This is a genomic window from Arthrobacter sp. FW306-05-C, from assembly GCF_021801725.1.
Taxonomy (GTDB): domain Bacteria; phylum Actinomycetota; class Actinomycetes; order Actinomycetales; family Micrococcaceae; genus Arthrobacter.
In genome coordinates, this window is record NZ_CP084556.1 from 1,255,485 (window position 1) to 1,272,587 (window position 17,103).

Consider the following 17,103-nt stretch of genomic DNA (forward strand, 5'->3'; position numbering starts at 1 on the left):
TGCCTTCGCCCCTCGGTGGGCGTACGCGTGTGTTCGTTCCAGACTACTAACACAACTGCCGCGGCTGACAGAGAGTTCCGGCAAATATGGGGGTGTCCGCCGCGGCTAGGCTGGATGGATGTGCAAATCGTCGATTCCTGCCGCCTACCGGCTGCCCGCCACGGACGGAACTCCGGCCACGGAAGCCGGGCGCCGCAAGGACTTCCCGCCGGCGCCGGAGCCACTGCCCGTGCCGGTCATGGACAACCACACCCACCTGGACTTTCCGGAAGGAAAGGCGCCTGTGGGGATCAAGGCTGCGCTCGATGCGGCAGCGGCTGTGGGGGTCCAGGGTGCCGTGCAGGTGGGCTGCGACCTGGAGTCCTCGCGGTTCACCGTGGAAGCAGTGGACCAGGACGTCCGGCTCCTGGGGGCTGTAGCCCTGCATCCCAACGACGCTCCGCGTTACGCCGCCGACGTGGGGCTGGAAGACGCCCTCGCCGAAATCGAACGCCTGGCCGCGCATCCGCGGATCCGTGCCATCGGCGAAACGGGACTGGACTTCTACCGCACCGAGGGGGAGGGGCTTCGGCACCAGGAATACTCGTTCCGGCGCCACATAGACATCGCCAAACGTCTCGACCTCACCCTGCAGATCCATGACCGTGACGCGCACAGCGACGTGGTGCGGGTGCTGCAGGAAGAGGGAGCCCCGGAACGGGTAGTGTTCCACTGCTTCTCCGGTGACGAGGAACTGGCCAGGACCTGCAACGAGCAGGGGTGGTGGATGTCCTTTGCGGGCACGCTGACATTCAAGAACGCGGCGAATCTCCGTGCCGCGCTTGCCGTGGCAGACCGGCAACTCATCATGGTGGAAACCGACGCCCCGTTCCTGACCCCGCACCCGCACAGGGGGCGCCCTAACGCCAGCTACATGGTCCCGTACACGGTACGCGCCATGGCAGAATTGACAGGCTCCGATCTGGCTGGCCTCTGCACCGCAATCAGCGAAAATACCGTGAGCGCATACGGATCCTGGGCCTGACGGGCGCGCCGGATCCGTCTTCCGGCCGCATACCTGGTATGCACAAATGTTGGCCCCTTTATAACGCTACGGTTACAGTGGGTAACTATTAGCCGGGGTCGGGGAAGGCCAACGGGTAATTTCACTCCTTTCGCAGCCGGACGGGCCTGTCCAAAAACCGGCCACACCGCTGCCTGGAGTGTGGCCGCGCATCGGTGCCCGGACTGTCCTTCGCAGGCTTGTTCCGGGCATTTTTCTGCGCGTTTCCCCGTGCCCGGATGGACCTAGAGTTACGGGCAATCGTGATCAAGTTCTTCACATCGGACGGCAAGTTCAGCTATATCAAGGTTGGTGCCCAGCTGCTGGTGCTTTGCGGCCTGGTCGCAGGCCTCGTAGCCTTCGTGGGCAATAACAAAACAGTTACGCTCAACGTGGACGGCAAAGCGTCGTCCGTGCAGTCCTTTGGCGGAACAGTGGCACAGGTGGTCAAGAGCGCCAACCTGGACCTGAAGCCCGGCGACCGGGTGTCGCCTTCCCTCGACGCGACCGTCCAGAACGGAACCGTCATCAACATCAACCAGGCCAAAGAGGTCAAGGTCAGCCTTGACGGGGCCGAGAAGACCGTGAACACCACGGCCCAGGACGTTGAAGACCTGGTGACTGAGCTCGGCGTGGCCAGTGCCTCGTCCGTCTCGGCGCCCAAGGATGCCACCCTCTCGCTGGCCGGCTCCTACGTCTCCATCTCCACACCCAAGACCGTCAGCATCGTGGCCGACGGCAAGGTGAACACCGCCACCACCACCGCGCCCACCGTCGGCAAGGTCCTGGAGGACTCGGGCGTTAGCCTCGGCGCCAATGACCGGACCTCCCAGCCGGCCAACGCCAACGTGGTGAACAACATGGTCATCAAGGTCTCCCGTGTAGACACCAGCCGGACCGCCGTCACCAGCGAAGACGTGCCCTTCGAAACGGTTACCGCCGAAAGCGCAGACATGCTCAAGGGCGAAAAGGAAGTGACGCAGGCCGGCGCCGCCGGAAAGCTTGAGCGCACCTTCAAGCTGGTGCTCGTGGACGGACGCGAAGCTTCCCGCACGCTGGTATCCGAGAACGTGGCGGTCCAGCCGGTCACCGAGAAGGTCACCGTTGGCACCAAGGCCAAACCCGCACCCCAGGCCGCTCCGGCCCCCGCCGCTGCAGGCGCCAACTCCGGCGCCGCGGCACCGGCGATGATGAACGAGGCCATGTGGGACAAGATCGCCCAGTGCGAGTCCACCGGGAACTGGAGCATCAATAGCGGCAACGGCTACTACGGTGGCCTGCAGTTCGATATCCAGACCTGGATCGGCGCCGGCGGCGGTGCCTACGCTCCCAACGCCAGCCTGGCCACCAAGGCACAGCAGATCGACATCGCCAACCGCGTTTACGCGCAGCGCGGCCTGTCGCCATGGGGCTGTGGCTGGGCGGCCAGCCGCTGATCCACTGATCAACAGGTAAGCAGAAGCAGCGGCCGGGCCCGGGTACTCCGGGGCCGGCCACTGCCGTTAACCGGGCAAAGCCAAGATGCCGCGCGGGATAGGATACCCAGGTGACTGAACCGACTCCCGCCGTGCCCGCACCATTGTTCGGGGCCTCCGACATCCGCCGGCTGGCAGAGGAGATCGGGGTCAGGCCCACCAAGACGCTGGGCCAGAACTTTGTGATCGACGGCAACACCATCCGCCGGATAGTCGCCGCAGCAGGCGTTGGGCCGGATGAAACGGTCCTTGAGGTGGGACCGGGGCTGGGGTCGCTCACGCTTGGACTGCTGGACGCGGCAGCGGCCGTTGTCGCCGTCGAAATAGATCCTGTCCTTGCCGCAAAGCTCCCCGAAACCGTGAAGGAATGGCGGCCCCAAGCCGCCAATGCCTTCCATCTGGTGCAGGCCGACGCCATGAAGGTCACCGAACTGCCGGTGGAACCAACAGCACTCGTGGCCAACCTGCCGTACAACGTTGCCGTTCCCGTGGTGCTGCACCTCCTGCAGCATTTCCCCAGCCTGCGGCACGGCCTGGTGATGGTGCAGGACGAGGTGGCCGACCGGCTGGCAGCCGGCCCCGGCTCCAAGACCTACGGAGTTCCCTCGGTCAAGGCCGCCTGGTACAGCCAGATGCGCAAAGCGGGCGTGATCGGCATGAACGTGTTCTGGCCGGCACCGAAGATCCATTCCGGGCTGGTGGCCTTCACACGCCGCGAGCCGCCGGTCACCACCGCCACGCGCGAACAGGTGTTTGCCGTGGTGGATGCCGCATTCGCGCAGCGCCGCAAGACCCTCCGGGCCGCCCTCGCCGGCTGGGCCGGGGGAGCGCCGGAAGCGGAGCGCTGCCTGCTCGCCGCCGGCGTGGATCCCACGGCACGCGGCGAGGTCATTGACATTGCCGCGTTCGCCAGGATTGCCGAAGCCAGGGAAAACCGGCCGTGAGCGCGGGACTTGAGAGGGCAGGCAGGGGGCGGTTCGCCGCCAGGACCGTGCGGGTCAAGGCGCCCGGCAAGGTCAACGTTTCCCTGGCGGTAGGTCCGCTCCGGGCGGACGGGTACCACTCGGTGGCCAGCGTCTACCTCGCAGTGTCCCTTTATGAGGAAGTGGCGGCCACCAGCACCGCCGCGCCCGGGATCACCATCAGCCTCAGCCCCGAAAGCACCCTGGACCTCGACGCCGTCGACATCCCCCTGGACAGCAACAACCTGGCCTACAAGGCCGCCGCCATCATGGCCGACGTGTCCGAACACGCCACCGGCGTGCACCTGGAGATCACCAAGCGGGTGCCCGTTGCCGGCGGCATGGGGGGCGGATCCGCCGACGCCGCCGCCACGCTCCTGGCCTGCGATGCGCTCTGGAACAGCGGCCTGTCGCGCGAGGAACTGGCACACCTTGCAGCGGAACTGGGCGCCGACGTTCCCTTCTCGCTCCTGGGTGGAACCGCCGTCGGCCTCGGCCTGGGCGACGAACTGTCCCCGGCCCTGGCCAAAGCGCAGACCCACTGGGTGCTGGTGGTGGCCGACTACGGCCTCTCCACCCCCGAGGTGTACCGCACGCTGGACCGGCTGCGCGATGCCGAAGGGATCGACGCCGGCGAACCCACCAGCGTGGACCCGCAGATCCTGGCGGCGCTTCGGGGCGGCCACGCCGAATCCCTGAGCCGCGTGCTGGTCAACGACCTGCAAAGGGCGTCCATTGAACTGGCGCCTGCGCTGCGCGATACGCTGGGGATGGGTGAATCCCATGGCGCCATCGCGGGCATGGTCTCCGGATCCGGCCCCACCGTGGCGCTCCTGGCAGACGACTCCGTTGCCGCCGAGGCACTGGCTGAGGACCTGCGGCGCCGCGGCCTGACTGCAATCCCCGTCCACGGTCCGGTCCCGGGCGCGCGCATCATCTCCGACACCCACCTTTAACACTTCCAGTCCGGCAGCAGAAAGCAGTTCCCCTTGGCACACCTTCTTGGCGGCGAAAACCTCACGGTTTCCTACGCAACCCGTACCGTCCTGGACGGCATCACCCTGGGGCTGGAGGAAGGCGACCGGATCGGCATGGTGGGCCGCAACGGCGACGGCAAGTCCACCCTGATGCGGCTCCTGGCCCTGCGCTCCACCCCTGACTCCGGCCGGGTCACCAAGCGCGGCGACGTCAACGTGGGCTACCTGGACCAAAGCGACGTGCTCGACGGCGACCTGACGGTGGGTGCCGCGATTGTGGGGGACCAAGCGGACTACGAATGGGCACGCAACCCCCGGATCCGGGAGATCATGGGTGGCCTGGTGTCCGACGTCGACTGGCATGCGAACGTCCACGCCCTCTCGGGTGGGCAGAAGCGGCGGGTGGCGCTGGCCAAACTGCTCATCGAGGACCACGACGTCATCATGCTGGACGAGCCCACCAACCACCTCGACGTCGAGGGGGTTGCCTGGCTGGCCCGGCACCTGAAGACACGGTGGAGGGCCAACCAGGGCGCCTTCCTGGTGGTCACGCACGACCGCTGGTTCCTCGACGAAGTCTGCACCAAGACGTGGGAAGTCCATGACGGGATCGTGGACCCGTTCGAGGGCGGCTACGCCGCGTATGTCCTGGCCCGCGCGGAGCGTGACCGGATGGCGTCCGTGGTGGAAGGCAAGCGCCAGCAGCTGGTCAAGAAGGAGCTTGCCTGGCTCCGCCGCGGTGCCCCGGCCCGCACCGCCAAACCCAAGTTCCGGATCGAGGCGGCCAACGCCCTGATCGCCGACGTTCCCGCGCCGCGCGATTCCATGGCGCTGAACAAGATGGCCACTGCGCGCCAGGGCAAGGATGTCCTGGACCTGGAAAATGTCTCGCTGAACTTCCGGGGCGGCGATGCCGGCCGGAAGCTTTTCGACAACATCACCCTCCGCCTGGCCCCGGGGGAGCGGTTGGGCCTGGTGGGCGTCAACGGTGCCGGCAAGACCACCCTCCTGAAGCTGCTCAACGGCGAGATCACGCCTGACGCCGGCAAGGTGAAGAGGGGAAAGACGGTAGTCACCGCGGTCCTCACCCAGGAAGTCAAGGAGCTCGACGACGTCGCGGACCTGCGCGTCATCGAAGTCATCGAGCGGGAAAAGCGTTCTTTCAACGTCGGCGGCAAGGAATTCAGCGCAGGCCAGCTCGTGGAGCAGCTCGGCTTCACCAACGAGAAGCAGTGGACGCCAGTCAGGGACTTGTCCGGCGGTGAGCGGCGCCGCCTGCAGCTGCTCCGGCTGCTGGTGGGCGAACCCAACGTGCTGATGCTCGATGAGCCCACCAACGACCTCGACACCGACACCCTTGCCGCCGTCGAGGATGTGCTGGACGGCTGGCCCGGAACCCTGGTGGTGGTCAGCCATGACCGCTATCTGCTCGAACGCGTCACCGACCACCAGATGGCACTGCTGGGCGACGGCAAGCTCCGCGGCCTGCCCGGCGGCGTGGACCAGTACCTTGAGTTGCGTGAAGCTGCCCTGGCCGGCTCCACCGTGACCGGTGGCGGAAACCCCGTCACCAGCGCCGGCCAGGCCCAGCAGGCTGGCACGGCCTCCGGCCCTTCGGAAGCCGAAAAGCGCGAGGCCCGCAAGGCCCTCAACAGGATCGAGCGCCAGCTCAAAAAGCTCGACCAGCAGGAAAAGAAACTCCACGACGACATGGTCAAGAGCACGGAGAAGTCCGACTTCGACGCCCTCGCCAAACAGAACAGCGACCTGAAAGACCTGGCCGAGGAAAAGGACGCCCTGGAAATGGAGTGGCTGGAGTCCTCAGAACTCCTGGGCGACTGACAAAGGCGACGCCGGCACATGGGAGTGGGGCGGCTGTCCGGCAGCGTGCGTCAAAGCGACGAAGGAGCAGCACGCAGAGGACAGGTGCCCCGCGCCCGAAGGCGACCACGGCTAAGGTTCAGACTGCAGCTCAGGGTCTTTCTTGAGGCCGGTCAGGCCGTTCCAGGCGAGGTTGACCAGATGCGCTGCGACGGTGTTCTTGTCCGGCTGGCGGCTGTCCTGCCACCATTGGCCGGTCATTGCCACCATACCGACGAGCATTTGCGCGTACATGGCGCCGTCCTCGCCGCTAAGCCCGCGGCGCGAGAATTCGTCGGAGAGGATGTGTTCCACGCGGGCAGTGACGTGGGAGAGCAGGGTGGAGAAGGCACCTTCGGGCTGGGACGGGGGAGCGTCGCGCATGAGGATCCGGAAGCCTTCGGTGCGTTCCTCGATGTAGGTGAGCAGCGCGAGTGCGGCGCGTTCGACCAGGACGCGGGGCTTGGCTTCCTCGGTGAGGGCCGCGTTGATCGCGTCCAGGAGAATATGGAACTCGCGGTCCACCACTTCGGTGTACAGCCCTTCCTTGGAACCGAAGTGCTCGTAGATGACTGGTTTGGACACGCCTGCGCAGGCGGCGATTTCCTCGATGGTGGTGCCGTCCAGCCCGCGGACGGCGAAAAGGCCGCGGCCGACGTCGATCAGCTGGGTCCGGCGCTGCAGGCCAGTCATCCGCGTCCGCGGAAGGTTGTTGCTCACCGTCCCATCATGCCCCACCGCCGCCGGGCGGATTCGGCCGGACCGGCAGGGTGGAAGGCGCCGTGTCGCGCGGCGCCCTGAACCCATGGCAAAATAGGGACTTGTGCCCGGGCCTTGAGTCTTTTGGCACGGTCCGCTCTGGTGTAACGGCAGCACCCCGGCCTTTGGAGCCGTGGAGTATAGGTTCGAATCCTATGGGCGGAACTGCTGCGCAAGGAGCGATCATGAGGATGGCACCCGGTGTCCGGCGGCCAGGGCCGCTGGAGCACGCAAAGCGCCAGCACAACCAAGCAAGGAGAGCCCGAACGTGATCCCCGAGAATGCCGGTCCGGCCGCTGTAATCGTTCTGGCAGCAGGTGCCGGCACCCGGATGAAATCGCGTACTCCGAAGATCCTGCACGAGATCGGCGGCCTCTCCATGGTGGGCCACGCCCTCCGTGCTGCCCGCAGCATCAATCCACAGCGGCTTGCCATCGTGGTGCGCCACGAACGCGACCTGGTGGAGGGCCACGTGGCCGCGCTCGACCCGCAGGCCCTCATCGTGGACCAGGACGACGTCCCGGGCACCGGCCGTGCCGTTGAAGCCGCACTCGAGGCGCTGGACGCCGGGCAGGCCCTGGCGGGAACCGTCGTGGTCACGTATGGCGACGTGCCCCTGCTTTCCGGGGAACTGCTGACCGAGCTCGTCGCCACCCACGAGTTCGAAGGCAATGCCGTCACGGTTCTCACGGCAGTCCTCGACGACGCCACCGGCTACGGCCGCATCCTCCGCGGCGAGGATGGTTCCGTCACCGGCATCCGCGAACACAAGGATTCCTCCGAGGCCGAAAAACTGATCCGCGAAGTCAACTCCGGCATCTACGCCTTCGATGCCGCTGTGCTCCGCGACGCGCTGGGCAAGGTCACCACCGACAACGCACAGGGCGAGAAATACCTCACCGACGTGCTGGGACTGGCCCGGGAGGCAGGCGGCCGCGTCGCCGCCGTCGTCACGGCCGACCGCTGGCAGGTGGAGGGCGCGAATGACCGCGTCCAGCTCGCCGCCCTCGGTGCCGAACTGAACCGCCGCACCGTGGAAGCCTGGATGCGGGCCGGCGTCACCGTGGTCGACCCGGCCACCACCTGGATCGACTCCTCCGTCACCCTCGACGAGGACGTCCGCCTCCTGCCCAACACCCAGCTGCACGGCGCCACTACCGTGGCGAGGGACGCCGTCGTGGGCCCCGACACCACCCTGACCGACGTCACCGTAGGCGAGGGCGCCACCGTAGCCCGCACCCACGGTTCCGGCTCTGTGATCGGCCCGCGCGCCGCCGTCGGCCCCTTCACCTACCTCCGCCCCGGCACCGTGCTGGGCGAGAAGGGCAAGATCGGCGCGTTCTACGAAACCAAGAACGTCACCATCGGGCGCGGCTCCAAGCTGTCCCACCTGGGCTACGCGGGCGACGCCGAAATCGGCGAGGACACCAACATTGGCTGCGGCAACATCACAGCCAATTACGACGGCGAGAAGAAGCACCGCACGGTGATCGGCTCCGGCGTCCGTACAGGCTCCAACACCGTCTTTGTTGCCCCGGTCACCGTGGGGGACGGCGCCTACAGCGGCGCCGGCGCGGTGATCCGCAAAGACGTTCCGGCCGGAGCGCTTGCGCTGAGCGTCGCTGCCCAGCGCAACGCCGAAGGCTGGGTTCCCGCGCACCGCCCGGGAACCCGCTCCGCCGAACTGGCCCAAGCGGCCACCAATGATTCCTCAAGTACCCCGGCATCTACAGAAGAGGGCAAGTAACAATGAGCGAAATTACGGCGCACGGCGAAAAGAAGCTGGTGCTCGCAACAGGGCGGGCCCATCCGGAGCTGGCCCGGGAAATCGCCAAGGAACTGGGCACTGAGCTCCTTCCCGTTGACGCCTACGACTTCGCCAACGGCGAGATCTACGTCCGTGCGGGGGAGAGCGTGCGCGGCACCGACGCCTTCGTGATCCAGGCGCACCCCGCGCCGCTGAACAACCACCTCATGGAACAGCTGATCATGATCGATTCGCTGAAGCGGGCCTCCGCCAAGCGCATCACCGTGGTGTCGCCGTTCTACCCCTACGCCCGCCAGGACAAGAAGGGCCGGGGCCGCGAGCCCATCTCCGCCCGCCTGGTGGCAGATCTCTACAAGACCGCAGGCGCGGACCGCATCATGAGCGTGGACCTGCACACCTCGCAGATCCAGGGTTTCTTCGACGGCCCCGTCGACCACCTGATGGCCATCCCGCTGCTAGCCGACTACATCCGCACCCGCGTTGAGGCGGACAACATCACCGTTGTCTCCCCGGACACCGGACGCGTGCGCGTGGCCGAACAGTGGGCAGAACGCCTGGGCGGGGCGCCGCTGGCCTTCGTGCACAAGAGCCGCGACCTTACCGTCCCCAACCAGGCCGTCTCCAAGACCGTGGTGGGCCAGATCGAGGGGCGCACCTGCGTCCTGATCGATGACATGATCGACACCGGCGGAACCATCTCCGGCGCTGTCAATGTATTGAAGAACGCGGGCGCCAAGGACGTCATCATCGCGGCCACCCACGCCGTGTTCTCGGATCCGGCCGCACGCCGGCTTGCGGAGTCCGGCGCACGGGAAGTGGTGGTCACCAACACCCTCCCGCTTAACTCGTCCCAGCAGTTCCCGCAGCTGACGGTGCTCTCCATCGCACCGCTGATCGCCCGGGCCATCCGCGAAGTGTTCGACGACGGCTCGGTCACCAGCCTCTTCGACGGCAAGGCCTAAGAGATTCCATAGCAGTGCCGGTCCTGTTGGATTTAAGTTAACGCGCCCGGCACTGGTAGGCTCTTTCCGATACCTTGGCGAGGGAGGGCATAGCCTCCGTTATCGACTGGGTCTGCTGGTCCCTTCGTGGGGACTGCCTTCTTGAAGGGCCGCCTTCCGGCCGCCCGGCGTTGAAGGTCACACCAGACCTCCGCCCTTGCTGAACACCGTTTAGTCTTCAAGGAGATTCCATGTCTGAGCAGAAGCTCGCAGCAGAACTGCGCACCGAATTCGGCAAGGGCTACGCCCGCCGCGCCCGCATGAACCACCAGATCCCGGCCGTCATCTACGGCCACGGCGCAGAGCCCATCCACGTCACCCTGCCGGCAAAGGCCACCACCCTGGCCGTCCGCACCCCCAACGCCCTGCTGTCCCTGGACATCAACGGCGAGGGCCACCTGGCCCTGGTCAAGGACGTCCAGCGCGATCCGGTAAAGCAGATCATCGAGCACATCGACCTCCTGACCGTCCGCCAGGGCGAGAAGGTTACCGTTGACGTCCCCGTGCAGGTTGAGGGCGAGACCGCTCCCGGCACCGTTCACAACCTGGAACTGACGGTTGTGTCCCTCGAGGCCGAGGCAACCCACCTGCCCACCGCCATCGAGGTCAGCGTCGAAGGCCGCGCCGCCGGCGAGCACATCCACGCCTCCGACCTGGTCCTCCCGAAGGGCACCACCCTCCTGACCGACGCCGAAGCGCTCGTGGTGAACATCTCCGAGGCAGTCGTCATCGCCGAGGAAGAAGAAACCGAAGCTGCCCCCGAGGGCGAAGCAGGGGAAGCTCCCGCAGCCGAAGAAGCCGCAGCCGAGTAACCACTCCGCAGTTTCCAGCAGTGGCCGGACCCCCAGGGGCCCGGCCACTGCCATGTCAGGCCACCGCCGTATCAGCATGCCCTGTCCGCACGCTTTCCTTCCCGCCCAAGCCGCCCCCATAGGATTGACCCCATGACAGATACCTGGCTGATCGTTGGCCTCGGCAACCCCGGCGCGCAATACCAAGGCAACCGGCACAATGTGGGCCAGATGGTGCTCGACGAACTTGCCGGCCGCATTGGTGCCGGCTTCAAGACGCACAAGGCCCGCGCCCAGGTTCTGGAAGGCCGGCTGGGCATCGGCGGTCCCCGCGTGGTCCTGGCGAAGCCGATGAGCTACATGAATGTCTCCGGCGGCCCTGTCTCCGCCCTGGCCAACTTCTACGGCATTCCAGCCGACCACGTTGTGGCCGTCCATGACGAGATCGACATCCCCTTTAACACCGTCAAACTCAAGCTCGGCGGCGGGGAAGGGGGCCATAACGGCCTCCGGGACATCTCCAAGGCGCTGAGCACCAAGGACTACCTGCGGGTCCGCGTGGGAGTGGGAAGGCCGCCCGGCAGGATGGACACCGCCGACTACGTTTTGCGGGATTTCGGCACCACGGAACAGAAGGAACTGCCGTTCCTGCTGGATGACGCCGCCGACGCCGTGGAGTCCCTGCTCCGTGACGGGCTCACCGCCGCACAGCAAAAGTTCCACCCCGCAAAGTCCGGGTCACGCCAGCCGGAATCGTAAAAGTTCCCTTCGACCCTATTTCCTTGTCTGTGGCAGAGGGTACTCTTCTTCCTATGCGGGGGAGCAAAGGGGCTACATCCCGCTATTGCAGGATGTAGGGGATAAGTTCATGTCAATCGAGCCACTCAGCTGGGGACGTGGGTCAACACCTCAAGGTGACAGGCTGCCCACGCCACCCTCCGCGCCGCCGGAGAGCCAGCAATGGTCGGTGCCTGCACGCAGCGCCAACCTCGACGCCGTCCGCACGGCCCTCACCAGCGAGAATTCCCTCGGCGTTGTCATCACCGGTGCCAGGGGTGTGGGGAAGTCCTCCTTGGCCCGCGCGGCAGTGGCAGACCTCGGGCCGGATATCTGGTCGCTGCAACTGCGGAACGGTCCGTCGGGCTCCACCACCCCGTACGGCTGCCTCTCCTTCCTGCTGGCCCGGCTGCCGCAGGCCTACATGGGATCGCCCACCGCCATCCTGCGCGGCATCACATCCCTGATCCGCAGCGATGCCGCCGGCAGGCCGTGCATCATTACCCTGGACACCTCCGCCAGCATTGACGACATGAGTGCCGGGGTACTGCTGAACGTCCTGCTTACCGGTACCGCCAAGATCATTGCGGTGGCCGCCAACTCCAGCGACCTGCCCGCAGACTTCCACTGGCTGCTGACAGACCGGAAGCTGACCGAGGTGAGGCTCAGCAACCTCAACGAACTGCAGACCCGGCAAGTCCTGCTGTCACTGCTGGGACACCGCGTCGCTTCCTCCCTGGTCAGCACCTACCACCAAATGGTGGGCGGCAACCCCCTGCTGCTGAAGGCGCTGGTCACCGAGCAGCAGCTCTCCGGAAACCTGGTCCTGTCGGACTCAGTTTGGACCCTCCGGGACAAAGTGGTGCTCGACGGCGCTGCCAGCCTGGACGACATCGTCCGGTCCCGCTGGTCACGGGAAACCCCCCGAACCCGCGAAGTCATCGAGATGCTCTCCTGTGCCCGCAGGGTGGAGCTGTCCCGCCTCACCGCGATTTACGGTGCGGATGTCATTGCGGACATGGAGGACGGCGGGCTGCTGGAGATCGACGAGTCCGAAAACCGCTGGGTATCCCTGCGGGAGAAATACATCGGGGACGTGGTCAGGACCTGGCTCAGCATTTCCCGGCGCCGGGAGCTTCGAAGCGTGATGCTGGGCGGCGCGGAGCCGGATCCGGCATCCATGACGGTCGAAGAACTGATGTCCTTTGCCGCCTGGACCCATGAATGCGAGGCCGAGCTTAGCCCGGCGCTGGCGCTTGCGGCCGCCCAGGCCGCAGTCCAGCTGTTCGATCCCCGTTTTGCCTTGACCTATGCGGACATGCTGAGGAGGACCGACACGGGGTGGGCATCGGCGCAGCGCCAAAAGGCATCGGCGTACCTCCAGTTGGACATGCCCGTCCAGGCCCTTGCAGCCCTGGACGACATCTCGCAGCCTGAACTCGACGCCCTGGACCCCGAGGAGTACGCCCAGGTAGTAGCCGCCAAAGCGCGCGTCATGCTTTCGATCCCGGAACAGGCGGGCAAAGTGCCGGAACTCCTCGCCGCCGCCCGCGAACGCCTGCAACAGGCAGCCAAGGATTCTTCCTGGCCCGCGCCCGCCGTGATCGCAGCCAACCGGATCTCGCTGAGCGAATTCGAGTACCAGGCCCATGCCGGTGATTTTGCCGCCATGATTCCGGCACTCGAGCGGGCAGCCGACCCCGCTGCCAACCCCGACACGGGATTCCGGCTTCAGTCGGCCATCATCCTGATGACCGCCCTTGCTTTCACGGGCCGCGAGATGGACGCCTTGAGCCTCATGCGCCAACTCGGCGGCCAGCTCACCGATGCCTCGCACATTGTTGGTCTTCGTGAGCGCTACAGCAAGGAGGCATACTTCGTCCTGCTCCTGGCAGGCCAATGGCGGCGCTGCATCGACCTCCTCACTCCCTTCAGCGTGGGACAGCTCCACCGGCTTCCCTTCCGAAGCGCCGCAACTGAGCTGGCGGCCGGCGTGGCCTTTGCCTTCTCCGGCCGCGGCGAGGCTGCCCTGGAGCCGTTGATTTCCGCCACAGCCCAGCTGGAGTTGCAGCCGGTGCAGGCCGCGCTGCGCACCGGCTACGCGGCCACAGCCCTGGCTTATGCCCAGACCGGCAATGCGGGGTTTGCCCGTAAGTACCTCACCAAACTCCAGAAGACCTCCGGCAGGGCCGGCTTCGCCACGGAATGCATCATCGATTTCTGCGCGCTGGTGGCCGGGCGGTGGCTGGGAGACCCGGAGGCGGTGGCAGGCCTGAAGCAAGGAGCCCGGCGGAACCTGGAGGCGGGCCGGCCTACGGTTGCCGGCATCTACCTGCTGGCCGCAACCGTCAATGGCAGCGACGCGGACTTCCGGCTGCTGGAGGAGATTGCCGGCCAACGGCAGGGCCCGCTTGCCGACGTCTCACGGTTGATTGCCGTCGGAAGCAGGACGAAGGACGCCAAGGCACTCCTCTCCGGCGGCGAACTCGCTGCCACGCTCGAACTGGACGCCGTTGAGGCCCGGTGCATGGCACTGGCGGTGGATTTCGCGCGCCAGGACGGGGACGCGCTTTCGGCCAGGACAGCGCAGGCCCGGCTGGACATCCTGGCCGCCACTGTCGCCAATCTGCCCATCGTGCCCAGCAGCGGCAGCCCGCTGCTGACAAGCCGCGAACGGCAAATCGCCAGGATGGCCGGCCGGGGCGCTTCAAACCGTGACATCGCCATGGAAATGGGCGTGTCAGTGCGCACCGTGGAAGGCCACCTGTACCAGGTCTTCACCAAGCTTGGCGTGACTTCAAGGGGTGATCTGACTGGACTCGTCTAATGGCCACAAGCAGGCGGCCGCGCACCGGCTCCTGACCGGCCGGCGGGAGCCGGTGGAGCGCATCTGCGCTATCCTCCGGAACGGCACACATCAGGCCGTCTTCATCATGGCAGGCCCCGGCATAGGCAAGTCGGCCGTGACTGACGCCGTCACGGAACGCCTCGCCGGGACCACGAACATTGTGCGGATCCACGCCAGTTCGGCCCTGGCCGCCGTGCCGTTCGGGGTCCTCACCCCTTACACGGGCGAGCTGACGGCTGAAGAGTCCGTCTCGCCGGTCGCAGTGCTCCGTTCGATGTGGTCCTACTTCGAGAAACTGAAGGCCGGCAGCATGGGATCCGTCCTGATCGCGGTGGACGATGCGCACCACCTCGATGACGCATCTGCCGGCATCCTGGCCGAGGTGATTTCGGCAGGATGGGCCACCGTGGTGGCGGCGGCCAGGCCCCGGCCGGGACTGCCGCAGCCGCTCGACCAGCTCTGGTATGACGGCCTTGCCGAACGTGTCGACCTCCGCCCCCTCAACCGTGAACAAATCGAGGAGGTCCTGGCCCATGCCCTGGACGGGACCGTCCCTGGTGCCACGGTGGACGCCATGTGGAGCGCGACCGGCGGCAATCCCCGGATCCTCGATGCCCTGCTCCATGACTCCGCCGAAGCGGGGGTCCTGGTCAAACGCAACGGAATCTGGATGCTCCTGGGCTCCCTCCCCTGCGACGGGGCACGGCTGGCAGCGGTGGTCGCCAAAGACCACCTTCGGCGGCGGCCGGAGGAACAGGAAGCACTAAAGCTCATTGCCCTTGCCGGGCCCGTGGGCAGGAAAGTCATCGAGGACATCAGCGGGGCAGCAGTAGTCCGCTCCCTGCTGGACCAGCAGATGATCATTGAAGCACCCGGTATTCCGGCTGAGCTTTCCATTTGGAACGGGCTCTTCGCCGGCGCCATCAGGCATACCGTTTCGGTCTCCCGCAGCCTGCAGCTGCTGGAGAAGGTCAAGGCGCGCCAGGACCCCACCCTGCTGCAGGGGGAAGGCCGGTTGCGGTCCGTGGAGTGGGCCCTTGAGTGTGGGGTCCGGGTCAGCGACGACGAGATGCTGGCGGCGGCCAGGGACGCCCTGCTTCGGTTCCACAACCACAGCGCACGGACCATTGCGGCCCGGGTCCACAGGCCCCCGCTGGTTCCCCTGGCCCAGGCGGTCCAGGCACGTGCGCTGTACAACGAAGGGGCTTACGCGGAAGCCGCGGCACTGCTTGACGAATGCTGGCTTCCGCTGGCCGAAGACCCGCAGGGCCCGGCCGTTCTGTTGCTCCGGGTTTCGGCGCACCAGGCCATCGGCCATCCTCTGGCAGTGGTGGCGGAAGACGTCGAAAAGCGCGTCGCGGCTGCCGGCAGCAGCGTGAAGGACTGGCAGGAGGAACTCCTGCACCTGCTCCAGCTTGGAGCGGAAGTGGATTTCCAGGCGCTCAATGACCAGGTGGACAGGATCAGGAAGGGACCCCCGGCAGCCACCGGCGGAGAACCGCTCCGTGTGCTGGCTGAAGGCCTCCTGGCCCATGCCCTCGCCTCGGCCGGACGGCCCGTCCAAGGGCTGGAGGCCGCCCTGCTGGCAGCCTCGGAACTTCCGCCCCTTGAAGGCAGCCTGTTCTTCTTTCCCGAGTTCGTGCTGGGACGGCTCGTTTCCGACTACCTGGCCATGGGTGAATGGGAGTCCGCAGAGCGGGAGATTAACCACTACGCCGCCGGGCATGCCCCGGCCGCGGCCACCTTCAACGGGAGCCTGCAGGTGCTTCAGGGCTACTCGCTGCTGCGGCAGGGGAGGATGGAGCGCGCCTACCAGGTCCTGCTGCCCGCAGTGGAAGCGCTGAGGCTGAACGACCCGCTGCAGCTGTACCGCTTTGGCACAGCCCTGGGGTTTTATGCTGCGGCCCGGCTCGGCGATGCTGAACAGGCCAAACGCCTGGAACAGGACCACAAGGACGCTGCTGCCGGCTGGCCCGCCCATGACCTTTTGGCGGCAGCCTACGTGGCGGCGGCGGGTGAATACCTTGCCCGTGACGGAAAAGGCCTGGCCGCCCTGCAGACGTTGATGACCACCACGGAAGCCTCCGCGCGCACTGGAAACCTCCTTGAGATCCTGGCCATGTGTTGGGACCTCGGGGATCCCTCAGTGGTCCCCATGGTGCAGGCAGCGGCGCGCGGCGTGGAGGGCCGGTGGGCGGAAGCACTGCTGACGCTGGCCACCGCGTGGGAAAACGCCGACGGTGACACCCTCATGGCAACGGCTGCCTCGCTGGAGGAGGCAGGCTTTGTCAACCTGGCCCGCGAAGCCTACGCCCGTGCCAGCACCGTGCTGGAGCAGGCCGGGGAACGCCGCCGGTCCCGGCAGGCCGTTGCCCAGCGCGAGAAGTGCGACCACGAGCTGGGCGAGCGGTTCCGGGAAGGACGGTTCATCGCCGCGGCCCCGACAGTCCGCCTTACCCGGAGGGAACAGGACATCGTCGAGCTGGCCGTGCAGGGTCTTACCGACCGGGAGATCGCGCAGCGGCTGATGGTTTCGGTCAGGACGGTGGAAGGCCACCTGTACCGCACCTATGTTAAGCTCGGGGTCCGCAGCCGCGATGAGCTGGAGTCGGCGCTGCCCAAGTAGGTCCCGGCGGCGGGCAGCTGCCGCTCGCGTCCTTGCCCACTGCCCTCCGGCACCCTGCTGCCAGCCCGGCGTCGGACTCCTGCCCCCCGGCCTGCCCTGCGTCCTGCCCGTCCTGCTGCAGTACCTGGGACCCTGCGGGCATCATCCGCTGCATGCAGGTGGCTTTGCGGCGCCCCGGTAGTGCAGCCGCCCGGATTCGAGTACACCCTACTCGTGT

Annotated in this window: 12 protein-coding genes and 1 tRNA gene; 12 read left to right on the forward strand and 1 reads right to left on the reverse strand. The window is 66.6% G+C overall.

Translation table 11 applies throughout. The features are described from left to right. Positions 1–118 precede the first annotated feature (118 nt). From LFT44_RS05875 to LFT44_RS05895, 5 genes are all read left to right on the forward strand, one after another. Positions 119–1,024, forward strand: a complete 906-nt coding sequence (locus tag LFT44_RS05875; RefSeq protein WP_236801733.1) for a TatD family hydrolase — start codon at positions 119–121, stop codon at positions 1,022–1,024. 257 nt (positions 1,025–1,281) lie between these two features. Continuing rightward, positions 1,282–2,478 (forward strand): resuscitation-promoting factor, encoded by a 1,197-nt coding sequence (locus tag LFT44_RS05880; RefSeq protein ID WP_236801734.1) that lies wholly within the window; start codon positions 1,282–1,284, stop codon positions 2,476–2,478. Positions 2,479–2,588: 110 nt separating this feature from the next. Then, positions 2,589–3,461: a 16S rRNA (adenine(1518)-N(6)/adenine(1519)-N(6))-dimethyltransferase RsmA gene (rsmA, locus tag LFT44_RS05885; protein WP_236801735.1), complete on the forward strand. Its 873-nt coding sequence runs from the start codon at positions 2,589–2,591 to the stop codon at positions 3,459–3,461. Continuing rightward, positions 3,458–4,435 (forward strand): 4-(cytidine 5'-diphospho)-2-C-methyl-D-erythritol kinase, encoded by a 978-nt coding sequence (locus tag LFT44_RS05890; protein WP_236801736.1) that lies wholly within the window; start codon positions 3,458–3,460, stop codon positions 4,433–4,435. The genes rsmA and LFT44_RS05890 overlap by 4 nt, the downstream gene beginning before the upstream one ends. A 33-nt stretch (positions 4,436–4,468) precedes the next feature. Further along, entirely contained in the window at positions 4,469–6,298 is a 1,830-nt protein-coding gene (locus LFT44_RS05895) for an ABC-F family ATP-binding cassette domain-containing protein (RefSeq protein WP_236801737.1), read from the forward strand. 111 nt (positions 6,299–6,409) lie between these two features. On the opposite strand, the gene LFT44_RS05900 is transcribed toward LFT44_RS05895, so the two are convergent. Then, on the reverse strand, positions 6,410–7,036 hold the full coding sequence (locus LFT44_RS05900; protein ID WP_236801738.1) for a TetR/AcrR family transcriptional regulator: 627 nt from the start codon (positions 7,034–7,036) through the stop codon (positions 6,410–6,412). A gap of 132 nt (positions 7,037–7,168) precedes the next feature. Here LFT44_RS05900 and LFT44_RS05905 point away from each other — a divergent pair. The 7 genes from LFT44_RS05905 (at position 7,169) to LFT44_RS05935 (ending at position 16,886) form a co-directional block, all read left to right on the forward strand. Next, a tRNA-Gln gene (locus tag LFT44_RS05905) sits at positions 7,169–7,240 on the forward strand. Positions 7,241–7,343: 103 nt separating this feature from the next. Continuing rightward, a complete protein-coding gene (glmU, locus tag LFT44_RS05910) occupies positions 7,344–8,822 on the forward strand; it encodes a bifunctional UDP-N-acetylglucosamine diphosphorylase/glucosamine-1-phosphate N-acetyltransferase GlmU (protein ID WP_236801739.1) in 1,479 nt (492 codons plus the stop codon). 2 nt (positions 8,823–8,824) lie between these two features. Continuing rightward, complete coding sequence (locus LFT44_RS05915; protein ID WP_236801740.1) at positions 8,825–9,805, forward strand: ribose-phosphate diphosphokinase; 981 nt, start codon at positions 8,825–8,827, stop codon at positions 9,803–9,805. A gap of 230 nt (positions 9,806–10,035) precedes the next feature. Then, positions 10,036–10,656, forward strand: coding sequence for a 50S ribosomal protein L25/general stress protein Ctc (locus tag LFT44_RS05920; RefSeq protein WP_236801741.1), 621 nt, complete (start codon positions 10,036–10,038; stop codon positions 10,654–10,656). 132 nt (positions 10,657–10,788) lie between these two features. Beyond that, positions 10,789–11,394 (forward strand): aminoacyl-tRNA hydrolase, encoded by a 606-nt coding sequence (gene pth / locus LFT44_RS05925; protein WP_236801742.1) that lies wholly within the window; start codon positions 10,789–10,791, stop codon positions 11,392–11,394. Positions 11,395–11,503: 109 nt separating this feature from the next. Next, positions 11,504–14,239 carry a helix-turn-helix transcriptional regulator gene (locus LFT44_RS05930; RefSeq protein WP_236801743.1) on the forward strand — a complete coding sequence of 912 codons (2,736 nt, stop codon included), beginning with the start codon at positions 11,504–11,506 and terminating at the stop codon, positions 14,237–14,239. 136 nt (positions 14,240–14,375) lie between these two features. Then, positions 14,376–16,886: a helix-turn-helix domain-containing protein gene (locus LFT44_RS05935; RefSeq protein ID WP_236801744.1), complete on the forward strand. Its 2,511-nt coding sequence runs from the start codon at positions 14,376–14,378 to the stop codon at positions 16,884–16,886. The last annotated feature ends 217 nt before the right edge of the window (positions 16,887–17,103 follow it).